The following is a 14790-nucleotide window of genomic DNA, read 5'->3' on the forward strand; positions in this document are numbered from 1 at the left end:
CGTAGAGTTTGATAGAACAACTCAATAGTATGCTGACAGCATTCGGTCCTTGCCGATGTTATTAATATGCCTGTTCAAGCTTAGGAGTCTCTGATTAAACCTATGGGGCCAATTGAATCTTGGGAGGAAACGGCTACATCCGATGCCATTTCCTCCGATGCAGATCTGCTGGCATCCTTGCGAGCTGGTCAAGTAGAGGCTCTGCGGATGCTGTATCAACGCTATGGCCGCTTAGTTTATACCCTGTCGCGTCGCATTCTCCACAGTGATGAAGAAGCTGAAGAAATCACCCAGGATGTATTTCTGACGCTATGGCGCAAGGACGCCTATCAGGCAACACGAGGCTCCCTCAGCCGTTATCTGGTCGTCCTGGCACGATCACGCTCAATTGATCGGTTGCGATCGCAAACTTCCCATCGCCAGCGTTTGTATAAATGGCACCTCATGATGGCAGATGTAGCCTCCACCCCCCTAGACATGGCCACCCTGACGGAGCGAGGAGAGCGCACCCGCCAAGCCCTCAGCAGACTCTCCGACAAAGAACGCCAGGTCATCGAAATTGCTTACTACGAGGGACTTAGTCAGTCAGAAATTGCCCAGCGCCTGGATATCCCCCTAGGCACCGTTAAGTCCCGTTCTCGACAAGCTCTGCGTAAGCTCCGCCAGACACTACAAGACCACCTTTAGCCCCCGTCTAACGTACTATCCCAACTTTTGCCAGACCACACTTTTGCCAGACCACACTTTTGCCAGACCACTATGTCGTTCGATTCGCCACCCACTACAGACCCGCATCCCGATTGGCATGACTTACTCGCAGGCTATGCCCTCGGCGATTTATCACCGGAAGAGCAGGCCACACTTCAACAACTTTTGGCTCAGCGACCTGAACTGCAAGCCGAGGTATTGGCATACCAAGAAACCTTGGCCCTGGTGCCCTATGCCCTAGATCCCCAATCTCTACCTGGCGGTTTGGAAGAGACTATCGTCGCCTCAGCCCAACAACTCAAGCAGTCGCCTAGACAGCCCAGAAAACCAGCAACCCAAAAACCAGCCCCCTTATCAAGGCAACCCAGAGCATGGCAGCGCCGCTGGTACGCGGTCGCCATGGCAGCGACGCTAATGATTGCCATCATAGGGACAGACAACTATCGGTTGCGGCAGCAGCAGACGAGCCTGCAAGCCCAGTTAGACAATGCTCGCATGGAACAGCAAGCCGCAAAAGCTGAGCAGCGAACTCTACAAGCCAAACTGGATGAATCCCAGGCCCAGCTAAACGAGGCCAACGTTGAACCAGTGATCGATATTCTCCGCCAGCCCAATGCCCTGGTGTATTCTCTGCAAGGCACCGGTAATGCTGTCAAGTCATCGGGCAGTTTATTGACCCTACCTGATCATTCAGAAGTTCAGCTGGTGTCCCACAATTTACCGGTATTACCAGCAGGACAGATCTATCGTCTCTGGTCAGTGGCAACAGAAACGTCAGACCCCATGTTTTGCGGCGAGTTCAATAACACTGAAGTGGGGAATGTGCAGTGGACAGTCCCGGACACCCTCTGCAACGCCACCCCTTTTAGAGTGATCATTACCGTTGATGCCATCGTCGATCCCCATGTTCCGAAAGGTCCACCTGTATTAACTGGTGAGATTTGACCCTAGAAACATCACTGACTAGTCGTGTAGTCTAGGCTACAAAAATTTAAGATTGGTTTAGGGCCACCTCAGTAAAATCTCAGACTTAATGCTCATCCTGGTAACTGAAACAGTCTAATTTGATACCAGGAGGTCCCTATGAAAAGCTGGCACGCTTCAAATAGGCTTTCGAGCGGGATCTTAGCAGCCGGATTAGCACTGGCAATGCCGATGCATGCGATGGCTGCTGTTTCTCCACCACAGCTCGAAACCGATAGTCCCCAGTCCCATACGACCATTACAGAATGGCATTGGCGCGATATGGTGTTCTAGGCACATGGGCCATTAACTGAGGTTGAGCGGATCGACATCGATGGTGAGCCTGACGGATTTGGGTAAGTGCGATCGCAATGATGTCAAATCCGGCACTGGCCTTTCCAATGGCAGTTTTAATAACACATGCCAGCGGAAGCGTCGCGCCACCCGCAAGATAGGTGCTGGCGTCGGACCCAATACACTAGGTCCCGCCAGGTCAAGATCGTCCAATGACGCCGATGGGTCCTTAGTGGGGGCAATCAACTTCTGTAGCTTCTGAGCACATTGTTGCGCAGCCGCTTCAGCCTCAGTCTCCACTGGGCTGGTGAACCTTAACAGCACTAAGCGACCATAGGGTGGATAGCCTAACAGCTGCCGGTGCTCAATTTCCTGACTGATGAAGTCATGATAGTTATGGTCCTTAGCAGCCCCAATTACCGGATGATCTGGGGTGTAGGTTTGCAAAATGACTTGTCCTGGTCGTTCACCTCGTCCGGCTCGCCCAGCCACCTGGGTCAAGGTTTGGAAGGCGCGTTCCCCCGACCAGTAGTCCGGCATGTGCAATAGTCCATCGGCAGCAACGATACCCACCACCGTAATTTGAGGCAGGTCAATGCCTTTGGTCAGCATTTGCGTACCTACCAAGACATCCGCCTCACCGGCTGCAAACCGCTGTAACAAAGCCCGATGAGCCCCCTTTGCCCGCGTCGTATCGCTATCAAACCGTAGACAGCGCAACCCTGGAAACTGATTCTGTAACTCATGCACAATCCTCTGGGTACCACTGCCAAAATATTTGAGGTAAGGCGATTCACAACTGGGGCACAGGTCAGGATGTCGTTGCCCATAGCCGCAATAATGACAGCGCAGGTAAGCGGTACCACCATCCTGCGGTTGATGATATGCCAGGGAGACATCGCAGTCTGGGCACTGCATGACATGGCCACAGCTGCGACAGGAAACAAAGCGACTATGGCCACGACGATGAATAAAAAGTAAACCTTGCTCACCCTTAGCTTGCATCTGTTCTAAGGCCGTTGTGAGCGAACGACTAAAGACAGAACGATTGCCAGCCTGAAGTTCAAGACGCATATCGACCACATTAACGGGGGGTAACGGCCGTTGATGCACACGATTGGGCATGGTCAAATAATGCTGTGTGGGCGTTCCATGGAATGCCCACACAGCATTATCTGGATCTGTCACCGCAACCCAGGTATCCAGCGCAGGCGTTGCCGAACCCAACACTAACGGACAATCCGCCATCTCTGCCCGCCACCTGGCCACGGTGCGGGTGTGATAGCAGGGTGCTGGCTGGTCTTGCTTAAAACTACTGTCGTGTTCTTCATCCAGCACAATGAGTCCAAGGCGGGGGAGTGGCAGGAAAATGGCCGAACGGGTACCAATTACCACCTGGGGTTCGCCATCGAGCATCTGTCGCCAGGTGTCATAGCGCTCACCTTCGGACAAACCACTGTGGTAAACACACACTTGCTCACCAAACCGCGCCCGAAATCGGTCTGTTAGCTGGGGGGTAAGTCCAATTTCAGGCACCAACACTAATACTGAATCCCCCGCCTTTAAACGCGGCGCAATGGCCTGTAGATATACCTCCGTTTTGCCAGACCCCGTTACACCATGCAGTAAGACCTGGGCATAACCAGACAGCTGATTGAGGGTAGATAGCCCATGAAACTGCTCATCTGTGAGTTTTTTGGGACGGTCTGCGGGAGCTTGCGAGTGATGACTCACCCGCAAACGCTCTCTTGGCTCAATCAGCAGATAGCCTTTAGTTGCGAGTCGCTGCAGAGTGGCACTGGTCGTTTTTAGTCGCTGTAGGGCATCACTGAGCCATAGGTCACCCCCATGACGTTTCAGAGTGATTAAAATTTCCTGCTGGCGGTTAGTTAGGTCGTCTGTGGGAACATTAGGAGCCAGTAAACTCACGGCCTGGCGCTGTTGGGGGCGGGGGGGTTTGGGAAGCGCTAGATAACTCTCTACCCACCCCTGATGCAGTAGCTGATCTAACCCCGCCTTGGCCCGTTCATGTTGACGTCGCAAATAGCGCCATGTGTAATCGCCTTGAGGCGAGCGACGCAGGCTTTCTATCAGAGCCTGCGCAGGCGGACTCAGGGCGTCTAACCCAGATAAAAAGGCCGTATCTTGGGGTAAAGATTTGAGGCGAATTCTGCGTTGAGAACGCCCTAACAAACCAGGTGGCAAAGCTGTTCGAATCACCTGAATCAGGGGAGTCTGATAATAATCAGCAACTTGTTCTAATAATTTCCAATAATCTTTAGAAAAAAAGCCCTGACTGATAATTGTGTCGATATTACGGAGCTGATAATCCAGGTTTGGCATTGTTGCCATTGAGGACAAACGAATTGCGATCGCACCTAGCTGACGTCCCCCAAAGGTCACACTGACAATATCGCCAGGTTCAACGCATAAATTCCCAGAAATTCCATATGTATAAAGTCCCTGTATCCCAGGGCAATCTACCAGCACTTCAACAAGCTCAACAGCATATGGAGAGGGGGGTTCAGGTTGAGGCATGCAATCTAAATTAATAATAAACATAGACGTCTATAGACGTCTAACAAACAAAAAATAAAGGACTTAAATTATTAAATAAAAAACAAAAATAAGCGGTTTTTAAGCATGATTTCCGGATTAAATGTCATGAAAACTTTACATGGCGCAACGAATGGAATCAAACGTTACAAAAGCTACAAAAACCTTGATAAATAAGAGTTTTCATCGTTCAGAAAATATCACAATGGACAGTGCTCCAGAATCAGATTGGTATAGTGTAATTGGGGCTGCATACAGTCTCATCTGAATTGATAGTTAACGACGTCCTTCGGCTACATTTTCAGAACCCTTCAGGCACAGATTTTTTCTTGCGGAACTATGGCTCCTTCTGTTAATTCCCCAGAAACAGCAGTAATTGAACCTTGGGCTGAGGTAGACCAAGCGCCCAAACCCGAGAGCGAGAATCGTCAAGATAGTCAGTTTAACGAAGAATCAAATCTCCCTGGTTGGAATCGATCGGAGAGTGCTGATCAAGAAGAGGAACTCAATGCTGATCCAGCCGCTGAGCTGACCGCAGAAGTAGCCTCTGCCTATAAGAAGACCCTGGCTGATGATGCTGTCGGAGCGTTCTTTAAAGAAATGGCGCGCTACCCTCTGCTGAAGGCTGATGAGGAGATTGAGCTAGCTCGTCAAGTTAAGTTTCTAGCTGATGTAGAAGCTTTATCCAAGAAAATGGGTGAGGAGCTGAAACGTACTCCCACTCGCCTGGAAATGGCCAGTGCCTTGCACTGTAGCGAAGCTGATTTTCAACATCGCCTACAGTATGCCCGCAGTGCTAAGCGCAAGATGATTCGCTCTAATCTGCGTCTTGTCGTTTCCATTGCCAAGCGTTATCTCAATCGAGGTGTGCCATTTCTGGATTTGATTCAGGAGGGTGCTCTGGGGCTAAATCGCGCAGCTGAAAAGTTTGATCCAGACAAAGGCTATAAGTTTTCTACCTATGCCTACTGGTGGATCCGCCAGGGTATTACCCGAACGATTGCCAATGATGCAAGAACCATTCGATTACCGATTCATATTGTAGAAAAGCTCAATAAACTTAAGAAAACTCAGCGAGAGCTTCGAAAACAGCTGAACCGCACCCCTACTGAGGCTGAACTAGCGGCAGAATTAGATTTAACTCCTGAACAGTTGCGCAGTCTACAGCAGGTGCGGCGCAAATCTTTATCTCTGAATCATCGCGTAGGAAAAGGCGAAGATACGGAGCTAATGGAACTGCTGGAAGATGGCAGTACTCTGTCGCCTGAGTCTCGGATGAATGAGTCCATGATGCGTCAGGAAATATCTGATGTTTTGACAGAGGTACTCACAGAGCGTGAAAAGGATATTATTTCTTTGCGCTATGGTTTGACCACAGGTGAACCCCATACCCTTGAAGAAGTGGGTGGTATTTTTAATCTCTCTCGGGAGCGGGTACGTCAAATCCAGACCAAAGCAATGCGCAAGCTCCGTCGTCCTCAGGTTGCCTCTCGCCTGAAAAACTGGCTGCGATAGCATGTGGCATCTCTAGGACAGCTGATGTAGTTACTTTAATAATCGTCTAAACCCCCTGATACAGGTTGGTATCAGGGGGTAAGCGAGCGATTCCTTAACAGTGCAAGGGGATCAGGATTGGTATGTACTGTTACAAATTACGCTGTAGCGTTGGGGACACATTTTTTTTAATATTTTTCTTATGATATGTCTGAACACTACGGGTGTAAGGGATTATATGGACTATAAGCAGGAACGAATCACGACGATTCATGACTTTGGTTGCGATATATCGCGATTGGAGGAGCGTTCACTGGAGCTGACTCGCGATACGCCAACCGCTGTTTTAATTCCATCCCTTTATGACGAGCTAGAAAGACCCGCTCTCAGCCGTATTCGCGATCACCTTAAGGATTGCGCATTCGTGAATACCGTCGTCGTCAGTCTCTATGCAGATACGCCAGAGCAGTATGCTAAAGCGGTTGAGTTTTTTGACCCTCTACCTCAGAAGACTCATATCATTTGGGAGAATGGCCCCCGCGTCATAGCGTTGCTCAAGCAACTCCAGGATAAGGGGCTTGATATTTTGATGCACCGTGGCAAGGGTCGAGCCGTCTGGCTAGGTCTGGGATTGGCGACGCTGCATGCTGGCGCGATCGCACTCCACGATGCAGACATTATTACCTACGATCGTGCCTATCCCCTCAAGCTTCTCTTTCCTCTCTTAGAGCCTGAGTTTGGTTTTGCCTTTACCAAAGCCTACTACGCTCGCATCGGCAGCGAACCCCGAAAAATCAATGGTCGCGTCACGCGCCTGTTTGTTGCCCCATTACTCCATTCTTTGATGGATGTATGGGGGCACCGGGATTACATCTCTTACTTATCGGCTTATCGATATCCCCTCTCCGGTGAGTTTGCCCTAACCAGCGATTTAGCATTGACTACTCGTATTCCAGCTAACTGGGGTTTAGAAGTTGGGTTGCTAGCCGAGGTTTATCGGAACGTCGCCCTCAAGCGAATCGCCCAGGTAGATTTGGGCACCTTTGACCATAAGCATCAGGATGTGGGGCAATCACCTAGCCAGGGACTGCAAAAGATGTGTCGCGACATTTTGCACTCCCTACTGCGCACATTGACGGAAACAGAGCAGGTCGTCATTGGCAAAGATCAGTTGCGATCGCTACGCATCAAGTTTCGCCGTGAAGCGCAAGACCTGGCACGGCAGTATTTTGTCGATGCCAAGTTCAACGGGTTACAGTACGACCGTCATAAGGAGGAAAACACCCTTGAACGGTTCGAAGAAGTGATTATCAAAGCCGGTGATCAGTATCTAGAGGACCCCACTGGGACTGAAATTCCTGATTGGACCCGTGCCCTGGCTGTCATGCCAGATCTGCGTCAGCTTTTAGGTCAGGCAGTTGCTGATGACATGCAGGAGGTAATCGACAAACGTGTGCTCCCTTTTGTCAATTTGGGTGAGAATAACGGTCACGAAAACCACTCAAGTGCTGAAGATCTGGTTTTCACCTCATGAATTATGACTGTGTGGGGTCGTCGTTCCATGGAACGACCCCACACAGTCGTTAAAGCGCGACTCGGTTGCTAGAACTGCGGAAGGTGACATTTACACCTTCGCTCGTTTGTTCCAGCACTAACAGTGGAGTAGGCTTTGCTTTTTGATCCCAATGCATGGTGGCTAAGCGCCCTAACAATGTGGGCTGCCAAAATTTATCGTCTCGATCAGGGCTTAGGAAGTTCTCGATACAGTCGATAATTTCTTGAACCGTGATCGACGTTGCTTGAGTGGGTAGCTTGACCAGCTTAATTTGAATTCGAAAGAGCACTCGCTTTTTCTTTTGGTTGTCTTGAACCGTCTGATACTCGACATCAAAGATTTGGTCTACAGCCCGTGGTTTGGAGGCAATGCCGACGACTCCCTGCTGTGCCTGTTGTGGACGGAGTGCCACAGTGATGCGCTGCTTGACCTTCACCTTAAGCTGGTTGAGCACCGAAAAATGGAACTGCTTCTCTTCCATTCTCATCCTGAGGTAATCGAGGTTGAAATCTCGAGAATGCACCAAATCAGGATTTTTCTCCATCTTGCTGATGGTCGTCAGCGCCAATTTAACGCGCTTCTGAAGCTCTTTATTCTTGTAAGCCTCAAATTTGAGCTTTTTGCGTACCCGCGAAAACTGTATCTGAGAAACAATTCCCAGAATCAGTAATAGCACCGCTAAACCGATCGAAGTATACAGCCATGGATTCTTTGGTTGAGCGACAGCTACAGGAGTCTGAGCTATCAAAGGATTGAGCTCACTAACAGAATGAGACATAGCTAAGGAATAGTGCTATCCGGTTACATTTAGCATGCCCTGGGCAAGGGTTTCCGGACTAAGAGGATATATCTAAACACATGTAAAGCCTCTGTGAATTTTCGATGGCCATAGGTGCAATTAGTGACGCCATCGTGCGCGATATCCCCGAGCATCCAAATGGCTCAGCCTAGGGAAACGGCGATAGCGCCCTAATCCACCGGGCCACCAAGGATCCAATGCCCAGTAGATCTGATCTCCAGAAAGACCATCGACATAGAAGTCGATGGCATCACCCACAATGTGACGACTGTTGGAAGCTCCACCCACCTGCCGATTGATATCGGGTGGACGATACCAGCTGGTGATATGAAAGGGACGACCGATGCGATCGCGAGCTTGCTGAGCCAGCTTAGCAAGGCGCACCATAGCATCTACAGTAGACTGATTGGGAGGCATGCGTGTACCGCCACGGGTAGCCTCAGCCCAGGTAAAGTTGCCATTGGGAATAATTGAAGCCCCTAACTGAAGATTATGGGGTGTCCAACGGCTGGGGCGTGGTGGCAGGGGTGCAGGTTTCGGAGCTGGCGGTGCTTCGACCGAATCACGATTAGCACGGGTCATACGCCGCACATCATCGAACAGCGACTGAATCGAATCTACACGCCGGTCTAGCTTTCGCCAGATTTGCACCAGGCGGATCAAAGCCTCTCGTTGTTCTTCGGTCTCTTTATAGACATTGGGCACATTGTCGATAAAGGCCAGTAAAGCCTGATCGACTTGCTTAGCCGCTTTTGCTAGGGCAGGGGGATTATTCTTATTGGCACTGAGAAACTGTGGCGTTACCCCTAGCTCGCTCAAAGCGGTAGGGCGTGAATCCAGTTCCTTCCACATCCGATAGGTTTCCGTCAGTGCAAATCGATGATAGCCATCCCCTTTGTAGTGGTCAGGAAGCCGTTGCACAAAAGCAATCAAGGCCGGATCTACAATTTGCAGGTTGGTTTCATTGGCCCGTGGATCATGGGAGCGCAGCCATTCGATCGCCTCTTCCCGGGAATCTACCTGCCGCCATAGTTGGGTTAAGCGCAACAGTGCTTCTCGCTGATGGGGATAGCCAGAATAAAAGCGAGATACCTGGCGGATAAAATTGGTTAGCTCTTTATCCAGGGCTGCCTCATCCACTACATCATTGTTGATGGGGACTTTCATGGCTTCAATGGTACTCCGGTGAGAGTCCAGCTTGCGCCAGATGCGGGCAACCTCCAGTAGTGCTTCTCGCTGAAAATCTAGACGACTGTAGTTGGGGGCGATGCGATCGGCTAATGCCAGTAGCTCATCATCTAATTCGGCCAAATTATGGGGCAACTCCTGTGCACCATAGTCATAGCTAATGTCTTCAAGATAGGCCGCTAAAAGCTTTTCAGCATTACAGCTTTCTAGGCGCGCGGAGTTTTCTTCAGCCCCTGATGGCATATAGCCTTCAGCAATCCGCTCGATGAAGCGATCGCTGTAGCGCCCCTTGGGGGCATCCCATAAATCGCTGCCACTCCAACCATTGGCAGTCAGGGTATTGGTTAGCCCTCGTAATGTATTGGCAGCATACTGTACCTGCTCAGGAAAGGTGTTGACCTGAGCCACTGCAATCTTATTGGCAGGTGCTATACCCAGACCCGTTTCACCATCCATCAGCCGGGGAGCCTGATGTACCGTATAGAGACCCGCCAGAATGGGTTTATGAATACCGGCTCGTTCCGCCTCTAAGAGATAGTAGTAGTTGCGCTGATCGGGTACGAGTGTTGCCATAGATTAATGGGCTCAAACGTTTTACCTTGACAAGGATAAGTGACTATTGGGTGTCTGCCATCTGCACAAATTACGGTAGAGCAATTAAGAGTTGGCTGCTAACGCTTCTAACGTATATCAGTTTCTTGATAACAAGGGAATTACTTAATCAAAATCTAGTGCTTGTCTGGCACCATAGCCCTTAGAAATAGGCAGAAGCAGTATAGCAACGATGGCATCAAATCGGTTACAGGCACTCACAACCCAGGCATGTCGCCAAGCACTGGCTCAAATTCGGCTATTGGCAACAGATATGGATGGCACCCTCACCCACCAAGGTGAATTTGCTCCATCTTTGCTAATCACCTTAGAAAAGCTCAAAGCATCAGGCATGCCTGTATTAATCACCACTGGACGTTCAGCAGGTTGGGTCAATGGGTTACTGCATTATTTGCCTGTGGAGCTTGCGATCGCAGAAAACGGCGGACTCTATTTCACCAAAACCAATAGACATCCCACATTCCTACAACCGCTCGCCAACGACCATAGACAGTTGCTATTACAACAATTTAACCGGTTACGCCAACAATACCCTCAACTCAAAGAATCCAGCGATAACCCTTTTCGTCTAACGGACTGGACCTTTGACGTCACCGGTTTAAGCTTGGAAGACCTGCAGTGGATGACTAGCAACTGTCATGAAAACGGTTGGGGATTCACCTACAGCACCGTGCAATGCCACATCAAACCCTTGCCCCAAGACAAAGCTAGCGGTCTAGCCCAGGTCGTCGCCCAGCAATTTCCAGATCTAGCCCATCACCAAGTACTCACCATTGGTGATAGCCCCAACGATGAAAGTATGTTTGATCCTGCACAATTTCCCCATTCCGTTGGTGTGGCCAATGTTCGTCACTATTTAGATACGCTGACCCATCACCCTTCGTTTGTCACCCAGGCAGAAGAGGGCGCAGGATTTGGTGAGTTGGTGGAAGAACTATTCGACGCAATCAATCGATGAATCTAGAGATGAATGTAGAGGCGTTCCATGGAACGCCTCTACATAGGTTCCATATTTCTCCTTTTCCATTGCCCCGCAGCGTTAGACAATATGATTCGACTCAATTCTCATAGCTATGGCAGACATTCTGCGGGCAAAGCGCTGGACAATTTCACGAATACTTATGTGGATGGGCATCGCCATCACCCTGTTGTTTGTCATCGTTGCCCTGTTTGCACCGCTGATGCAGAACTGGGGATGGATCCAGGATCCATTGGTGACGTTGGAAAACCCCATTCATGTACCACCGTCTGGTGAGCATTGGTTTGGCACCAGCCGCCAGGGCTATGATGTCTTTGCTCGTACCCTCTTTGGAGCACGGGCAGCCTGGCAGGTGGTGCTGTTGGCAACGGCCATGAGTGTGGTGGTGGGCGTTCCCTTAGGCATGGTCAGCGGTTATCTCGGTGGCAAGCTGGACCGGGGTCTGCTGTTTTTCATGGACACGATCTACACGCTGCCAGTGCTACTTTTGGCCGTCACTCTGGCCTTTATTTTGGGTAAGGGTGTGGTGAATGCAGCTGCGGCCTTAAGTATTGCCTATGTGCCTCAGTACTACCGGGTAGTGCGTAACCACACCGTTAGCCTGAAAACGGAGTTGTTTGTCGAGGCGGCTCAGGCCATGGGAGCTTCGACCTGGGCCGTGCTGTCTCGATACCTATTTTTGAATGTGGTGCAGAGTGTGCCCGTACTCTTTACCCTCAATACAGCAGATGCGGTACTCATTTTGGGGGGGCTGGGGTTCCTAGGCTTGGGACTTCCAGACGAAGTACCTGAATGGGGCAGTTCCTTACGTCAGGCATTGGACGCCCTCCCCACGGGTATTTGGTGGACCGCACTCTTTCCAGGACTAGCCATTACGGGCATGGTGACCGGGTTATCCCTCATCGGTGAGGGCTTAAATGATTTGGTTAATCCCCTAGTGCGCAAAGAAAACTGAACGGCGTGAGTCTGCGATCGCAGTGATCACGATCACATGCAAGATTCAGTATGACTTAAGTCACTCTTATGCAGAGTTCAGGGTCGTATCAGATATCGGTTAGCTAAAATTGAGATAGTTAGAACAATCGTTCATGACCCTTTGGGGGTTACTACCATGAAAAAAGCACTGACTGCATTGTTTGTTACTGGATTGACTACTGTTACCTTGGGTTCAGTTCTGGCAGCACCCAGTTCAGCTGACCTTCTGGAAAGCATTGGCATTGGCGCTGGTACAGGTATTGTGACCGGTACCGTTGTCGGTGACAACGCAGGTGTCGACGACATTGTTAACGGGGCGGCGGCTGGAGCGGCTGTTGAGGCCGTACGCGGTAACAATGACGATTCCAGTTTGGTTCAGGATGCTGCTGTGGGCGCTGCCGCTAGCGGTGTCGTTGGCATTATCACCAATGACGATTCCTTCATTGAAAATGCCATTCAAGGGGGCGCTGCAGGCGCACTGATTAATGTTCTTGACTAGGGTCAAGGCGATTTCAGATTAAGTTTTTGCACAGTTATTAACGCTTCAAGACAATGGGTCATATAACCCTACATAGAAAAAGCCCCGTATCTACCTACCGATGCGGGGCTTTTTTGTACATTGTCAGGACAGGAGCAAACGGACTAGACATAAGGCAGGGTGGGCACAAGGCACCACCCTTACGAGATATTTGTGAACTGAACCAAGGCATTAAATTTAGTGTCAGGAGGATTCAAGGCGTCTGCGCCATTCGTCATCAATTTTGTCTCGGTTCTCGATCTCTTGGTCAATCAGATCAGTCTCAGTGGTGTAAGCCAGGTTGTCTTTACTAACAATGGTTTCCATCGCAAACTGCTTGGCATAGTCAAGTTTGCGTTGCACCGTTCTGCCCACAAGGTTCTTACGCTGAGTATTACGGTCTTCAATTTTCTGGTTTTGCCGCTGCATTCTGAAGTAGCGAATGGCAGGGATGCCAAGAAAAGCAACGCCATAGGCTAGGAAGAGATCGCAGAGGGAATAGACCAGATCAACAAAGCCTCCGTCGGTAAAGTCAGCCGCAATAAAACTGAGATAGATGGAGCCAACGACTAGCAATGTGCCAAGACCGATGGCAATGGCGACTTGATTGGAGCTGGCACTGGTAAAGCGACGTTTGGCTTCTTTAAGAAATGCAGGTACTGACTGGGGTTTCTGATTTTTAGCCGTTACCTGGAGCTCGGGGAAGTAATAGACGAGGTCACCTTGGGGACTGACGTTAGGCCGACCGTTAAAACGACTGAGGGCAGGAATTACGTAGTCTTCAAGGTCGTCGTCGAGGTTGGCGTTTTCGAGATAGGGAGCTAGCTGTTCAGCAGAGACGGCACCGCGATTGTTGCGAATGACGGTTGCGATCGCACCCCACCGCCGTTCATCCAAATCCTTATTCGGGTCACCATCGCCAAACAAGAACGAATACACACCTTCCAAAAAATTCAGCTCACTACCCTGGCGATTGCGATCTCGTGACGAATAGTCATACTGCCGACCATACTGCCGACGGGGGCCATAGCTAAACCAGTAAAACCAATCCCGACCAATCCACAGCCAAGGATTAAACCCTATACCGCCACTATAGCTGCCACCGCGATTATCATCTTCCCGCTGGGACTGCATACTAATTTGAATCGCAATGATGGCCGCAAATACCAGCACCACCGCCAGAATCAGCATGAGGCCAAAGGAAATGCGAATCAGGTAAAACAGAACCGCCCAAATTTTTTCCCAGGTTTCCTGCCAGCGCAGTTGCCAATATTGATTACGCAGAATTGCTCGAAACTGAGGGGAAAACTCATAGGCAATGTCCCCCGTCTCAGACACTTGCATGTGGGCCTGGGTTTCAGATGCTAAGGCCAAAACCCCAGCTTCCGCCTGGCTAATATTGAGACCAGTTTTAGCAGCCACATCACCTACGGTTACCCGATATTTCAGGGTTTCGACCGCTTTCATGATGTCCTTATTTAGCTCCATAGGTTCCTTTAGGGGCCTTATTGTAGCGATGATTCTTAGTATAGAAAGCCTTATCGATCATCTGCCATGACGGTAAAGGTGTGGGTTTCCATATCCATATGATCCACCACCTTAGAAGGTCATGTAGGCGGAGCGCTCTGCCAGATCTCAAACACCAAAAAGGCTGAATGACTTAGCATCCAGCCTTTCCAGATTTTGCAATGTGCATCAAAATATTTGGAATTATAGTCAATCAGTAGCAACTATTTATTGCCAGTAATCTGATCCTTTACATCCCCCAAACTGCTCAGTAACTCGCTGCGATTGCTGGCTTTTAGCAAAAATCGATAGATAAACCAGCCCGTATAAATCAGACCAATAAGCTCCATCGTAGGAGCTAGTACTGGGATATCGTTAATCGACGCCAAGACAGCAAAGGTTAGTTTGATGGCAATGAGGGCACCGAAGACTAGACCAATAACTGTGAGTGGCCGTTTGTACTCATTAAACGTCTCAACTACGTAAGTCGGTGAATCCCCAAGTACACTTGCAACCTTAGCCAAAATTTCTTTGGCCTGTTCAGTGGTATCGGTCGTACTTTGAGTTGTTACGTTCTCTTCAGGGGGATTGATATCGGTGCTCATCTTTATATGGAGTATTAACAACCTAGGAGCGGATTTCCC

The 14790-nt window shown here is 49.8% G+C and carries 13 protein-coding genes; 8 read left to right on the top strand and 5 right to left on the bottom strand.

All coding sequences use genetic code 11. The annotated features are described in order from the left end of the window. Positions 1-102: 102 nt before the first annotated feature. The 3 genes from QGP82_RS15715 to QGP82_RS15725 all read left to right on the top strand — a co-directional run bounded on the left by QGP82_RS15715 (position 103) and on the right by QGP82_RS15725 (position 1965). Complete coding sequence (locus tag QGP82_RS15715) at positions 103-687, top strand: sigma-70 family RNA polymerase sigma factor (protein WP_163663837.1); 585 nt, start codon at positions 103-105, stop codon at positions 685-687. 72 nt (positions 688-759) lie between these two features. Beyond that, on the top strand, positions 760-1653 hold the full coding sequence (locus tag QGP82_RS15720; RefSeq protein WP_499060163.1) for an anti-sigma factor domain-containing protein: 894 nt from the start codon (positions 760-762) through the stop codon (positions 1651-1653). A gap of 138 nt (positions 1654-1791) precedes the next feature. Continuing rightward, on the top strand, positions 1792-1965 hold the full coding sequence (locus QGP82_RS15725) for a hypothetical protein (protein ID WP_499060165.1): 174 nt from the start codon (positions 1792-1794) through the stop codon (positions 1963-1965). Positions 1966-1977: 12 nt separating this feature from the next. Here QGP82_RS15725 and priA read toward each other — a convergent pair whose 3' ends face one another. Continuing rightward, positions 1978-4503 (bottom strand): primosomal protein N', encoded by a 2526-nt coding sequence (priA, locus tag QGP82_RS15730; protein ID WP_499060167.1) that lies wholly within the window; start codon positions 4501-4503, stop codon positions 1978-1980. Between the two features lie 357 nt (positions 4504-4860). Between priA and QGP82_RS15735 the strand changes: the two genes are divergently transcribed. Beyond that, positions 4861-6036 (top strand): RNA polymerase sigma factor, RpoD/SigA family, encoded by a 1176-nt coding sequence (locus tag QGP82_RS15735; RefSeq protein ID WP_499060168.1) that lies wholly within the window; start codon positions 4861-4863, stop codon positions 6034-6036. Positions 6037-6253: 217 nt separating this feature from the next. Next, entirely contained in the window at positions 6254-7549 is a 1296-nt protein-coding gene (locus QGP82_RS15740; RefSeq protein ID WP_163663827.1) for a glycosyltransferase family protein, read from the top strand. Between the two features lie 49 nt (positions 7550-7598). On the opposite strand, the gene QGP82_RS15745 is transcribed toward QGP82_RS15740, so the two are convergent. Next, complete coding sequence (locus QGP82_RS15745; protein ID WP_163663825.1) at positions 7599-8348, bottom strand: hypothetical protein; 750 nt, start codon at positions 8346-8348, stop codon at positions 7599-7601. A gap of 120 nt (positions 8349-8468) precedes the next feature. Next, complete coding sequence (locus QGP82_RS15750; protein ID WP_499060170.1) at positions 8469-10130, bottom strand: D-Ala-D-Ala carboxypeptidase family metallohydrolase; 1662 nt, start codon at positions 10128-10130, stop codon at positions 8469-8471. 211 nt (positions 10131-10341) lie between these two features. On the opposite strand from QGP82_RS15750, the gene QGP82_RS15755 reads away from it, so the two are divergent. From QGP82_RS15755 to QGP82_RS15765, 3 genes are all read left to right on the top strand, one after another. Further along, the gene (locus QGP82_RS15755) at positions 10342-11127 is read left to right on the top strand and encodes an HAD family hydrolase (protein WP_163702514.1); all 786 of its coding nucleotides are present in this window, start codon (positions 10342-10344) and stop codon (positions 11125-11127) included. A gap of 115 nt (positions 11128-11242) precedes the next feature. Beyond that, positions 11243-12103, top strand: a complete 861-nt coding sequence (locus QGP82_RS15760; RefSeq protein WP_006517528.1) for an ABC transporter permease — start codon at positions 11243-11245, stop codon at positions 12101-12103. 156 nt (positions 12104-12259) lie between these two features. Continuing rightward, a complete protein-coding gene (locus QGP82_RS15765) occupies positions 12260-12622 on the top strand; it encodes a hypothetical protein (protein ID WP_006517529.1) in 363 nt (120 codons plus the stop codon). 222 nt (positions 12623-12844) lie between these two features. On the opposite strand, the gene QGP82_RS15770 is transcribed toward QGP82_RS15765, so the two are convergent. Together QGP82_RS15770 and QGP82_RS15775 are read right to left on the bottom strand one after the other, a co-directional pair. Then, positions 12845-14128 (bottom strand): hypothetical protein, encoded by a 1284-nt coding sequence (locus QGP82_RS15770; protein WP_163663819.1) that lies wholly within the window; start codon positions 14126-14128, stop codon positions 12845-12847. Between the two features lie 242 nt (positions 14129-14370). Then, on the bottom strand, positions 14371-14751 hold the full coding sequence (locus tag QGP82_RS15775; RefSeq protein ID WP_250564912.1) for a CAAD domain-containing protein: 381 nt from the start codon (positions 14749-14751) through the stop codon (positions 14371-14373). Positions 14752-14790 lie beyond the last annotated feature (39 nt).

This window comes from Leptothoe sp. LEGE 181152, from assembly GCF_032906605.1.
Taxonomy (GTDB): Bacteria; Cyanobacteriota; Cyanobacteriia; order Phormidesmidales; family Phormidesmidaceae; genus Leptothoe; species Leptothoe turfae.

Coding starts and splice junctions, on each gene's coding strand:
- QGP82_RS15715 (WP_163663837.1), top strand. CDS start 103: ATGGGGCCAATTGAATCTTGGGAGGAAACGGCTACATCCGATGCCATT.
- QGP82_RS15720 (WP_499060163.1), top strand. CDS start 760: ATGTCGTTCGATTCGCCACCCACTACAGACCCGCATCCCGATTGGCAT.
- QGP82_RS15725 (WP_499060165.1), top strand. CDS start 1,792: ATGAAAAGCTGGCACGCTTCAAATAGGCTTTCGAGCGGGATCTTAGCA.
- priA (WP_499060167.1), bottom strand. CDS start 4,503: ATGCCTCAACCTGAACCCCCCTCTCCATATGCTGTTGAGCTTGTTGAA.
- QGP82_RS15735 (WP_499060168.1), top strand. CDS start 4,861: ATGGCTCCTTCTGTTAATTCCCCAGAAACAGCAGTAATTGAACCTTGG.
- QGP82_RS15740 (WP_163663827.1), top strand. CDS start 6,254: ATGGACTATAAGCAGGAACGAATCACGACGATTCATGACTTTGGTTGC.
- QGP82_RS15745 (WP_163663825.1), bottom strand. CDS start 8,348: ATGTCTCATTCTGTTAGTGAGCTCAATCCTTTGATAGCTCAGACTCCT.
- QGP82_RS15750 (WP_499060170.1), bottom strand. CDS start 10,130: ATGGCAACACTCGTACCCGATCAGCGCAACTACTACTATCTCTTAGAG.
- QGP82_RS15755 (WP_163702514.1), top strand. CDS start 10,342: ATGGCATCAAATCGGTTACAGGCACTCACAACCCAGGCATGTCGCCAA.
- QGP82_RS15760 (WP_006517528.1), top strand. CDS start 11,243: ATGGCAGACATTCTGCGGGCAAAGCGCTGGACAATTTCACGAATACTT.
- QGP82_RS15765 (WP_006517529.1), top strand. CDS start 12,260: ATGAAAAAAGCACTGACTGCATTGTTTGTTACTGGATTGACTACTGTT.
- QGP82_RS15770 (WP_163663819.1), bottom strand. CDS start 14,128: ATGGAGCTAAATAAGGACATCATGAAAGCGGTCGAAACCCTGAAATAT.
- QGP82_RS15775 (WP_250564912.1), bottom strand. CDS start 14,751: ATGAGCACCGATATCAATCCCCCTGAAGAGAACGTAACAACTCAAAGT.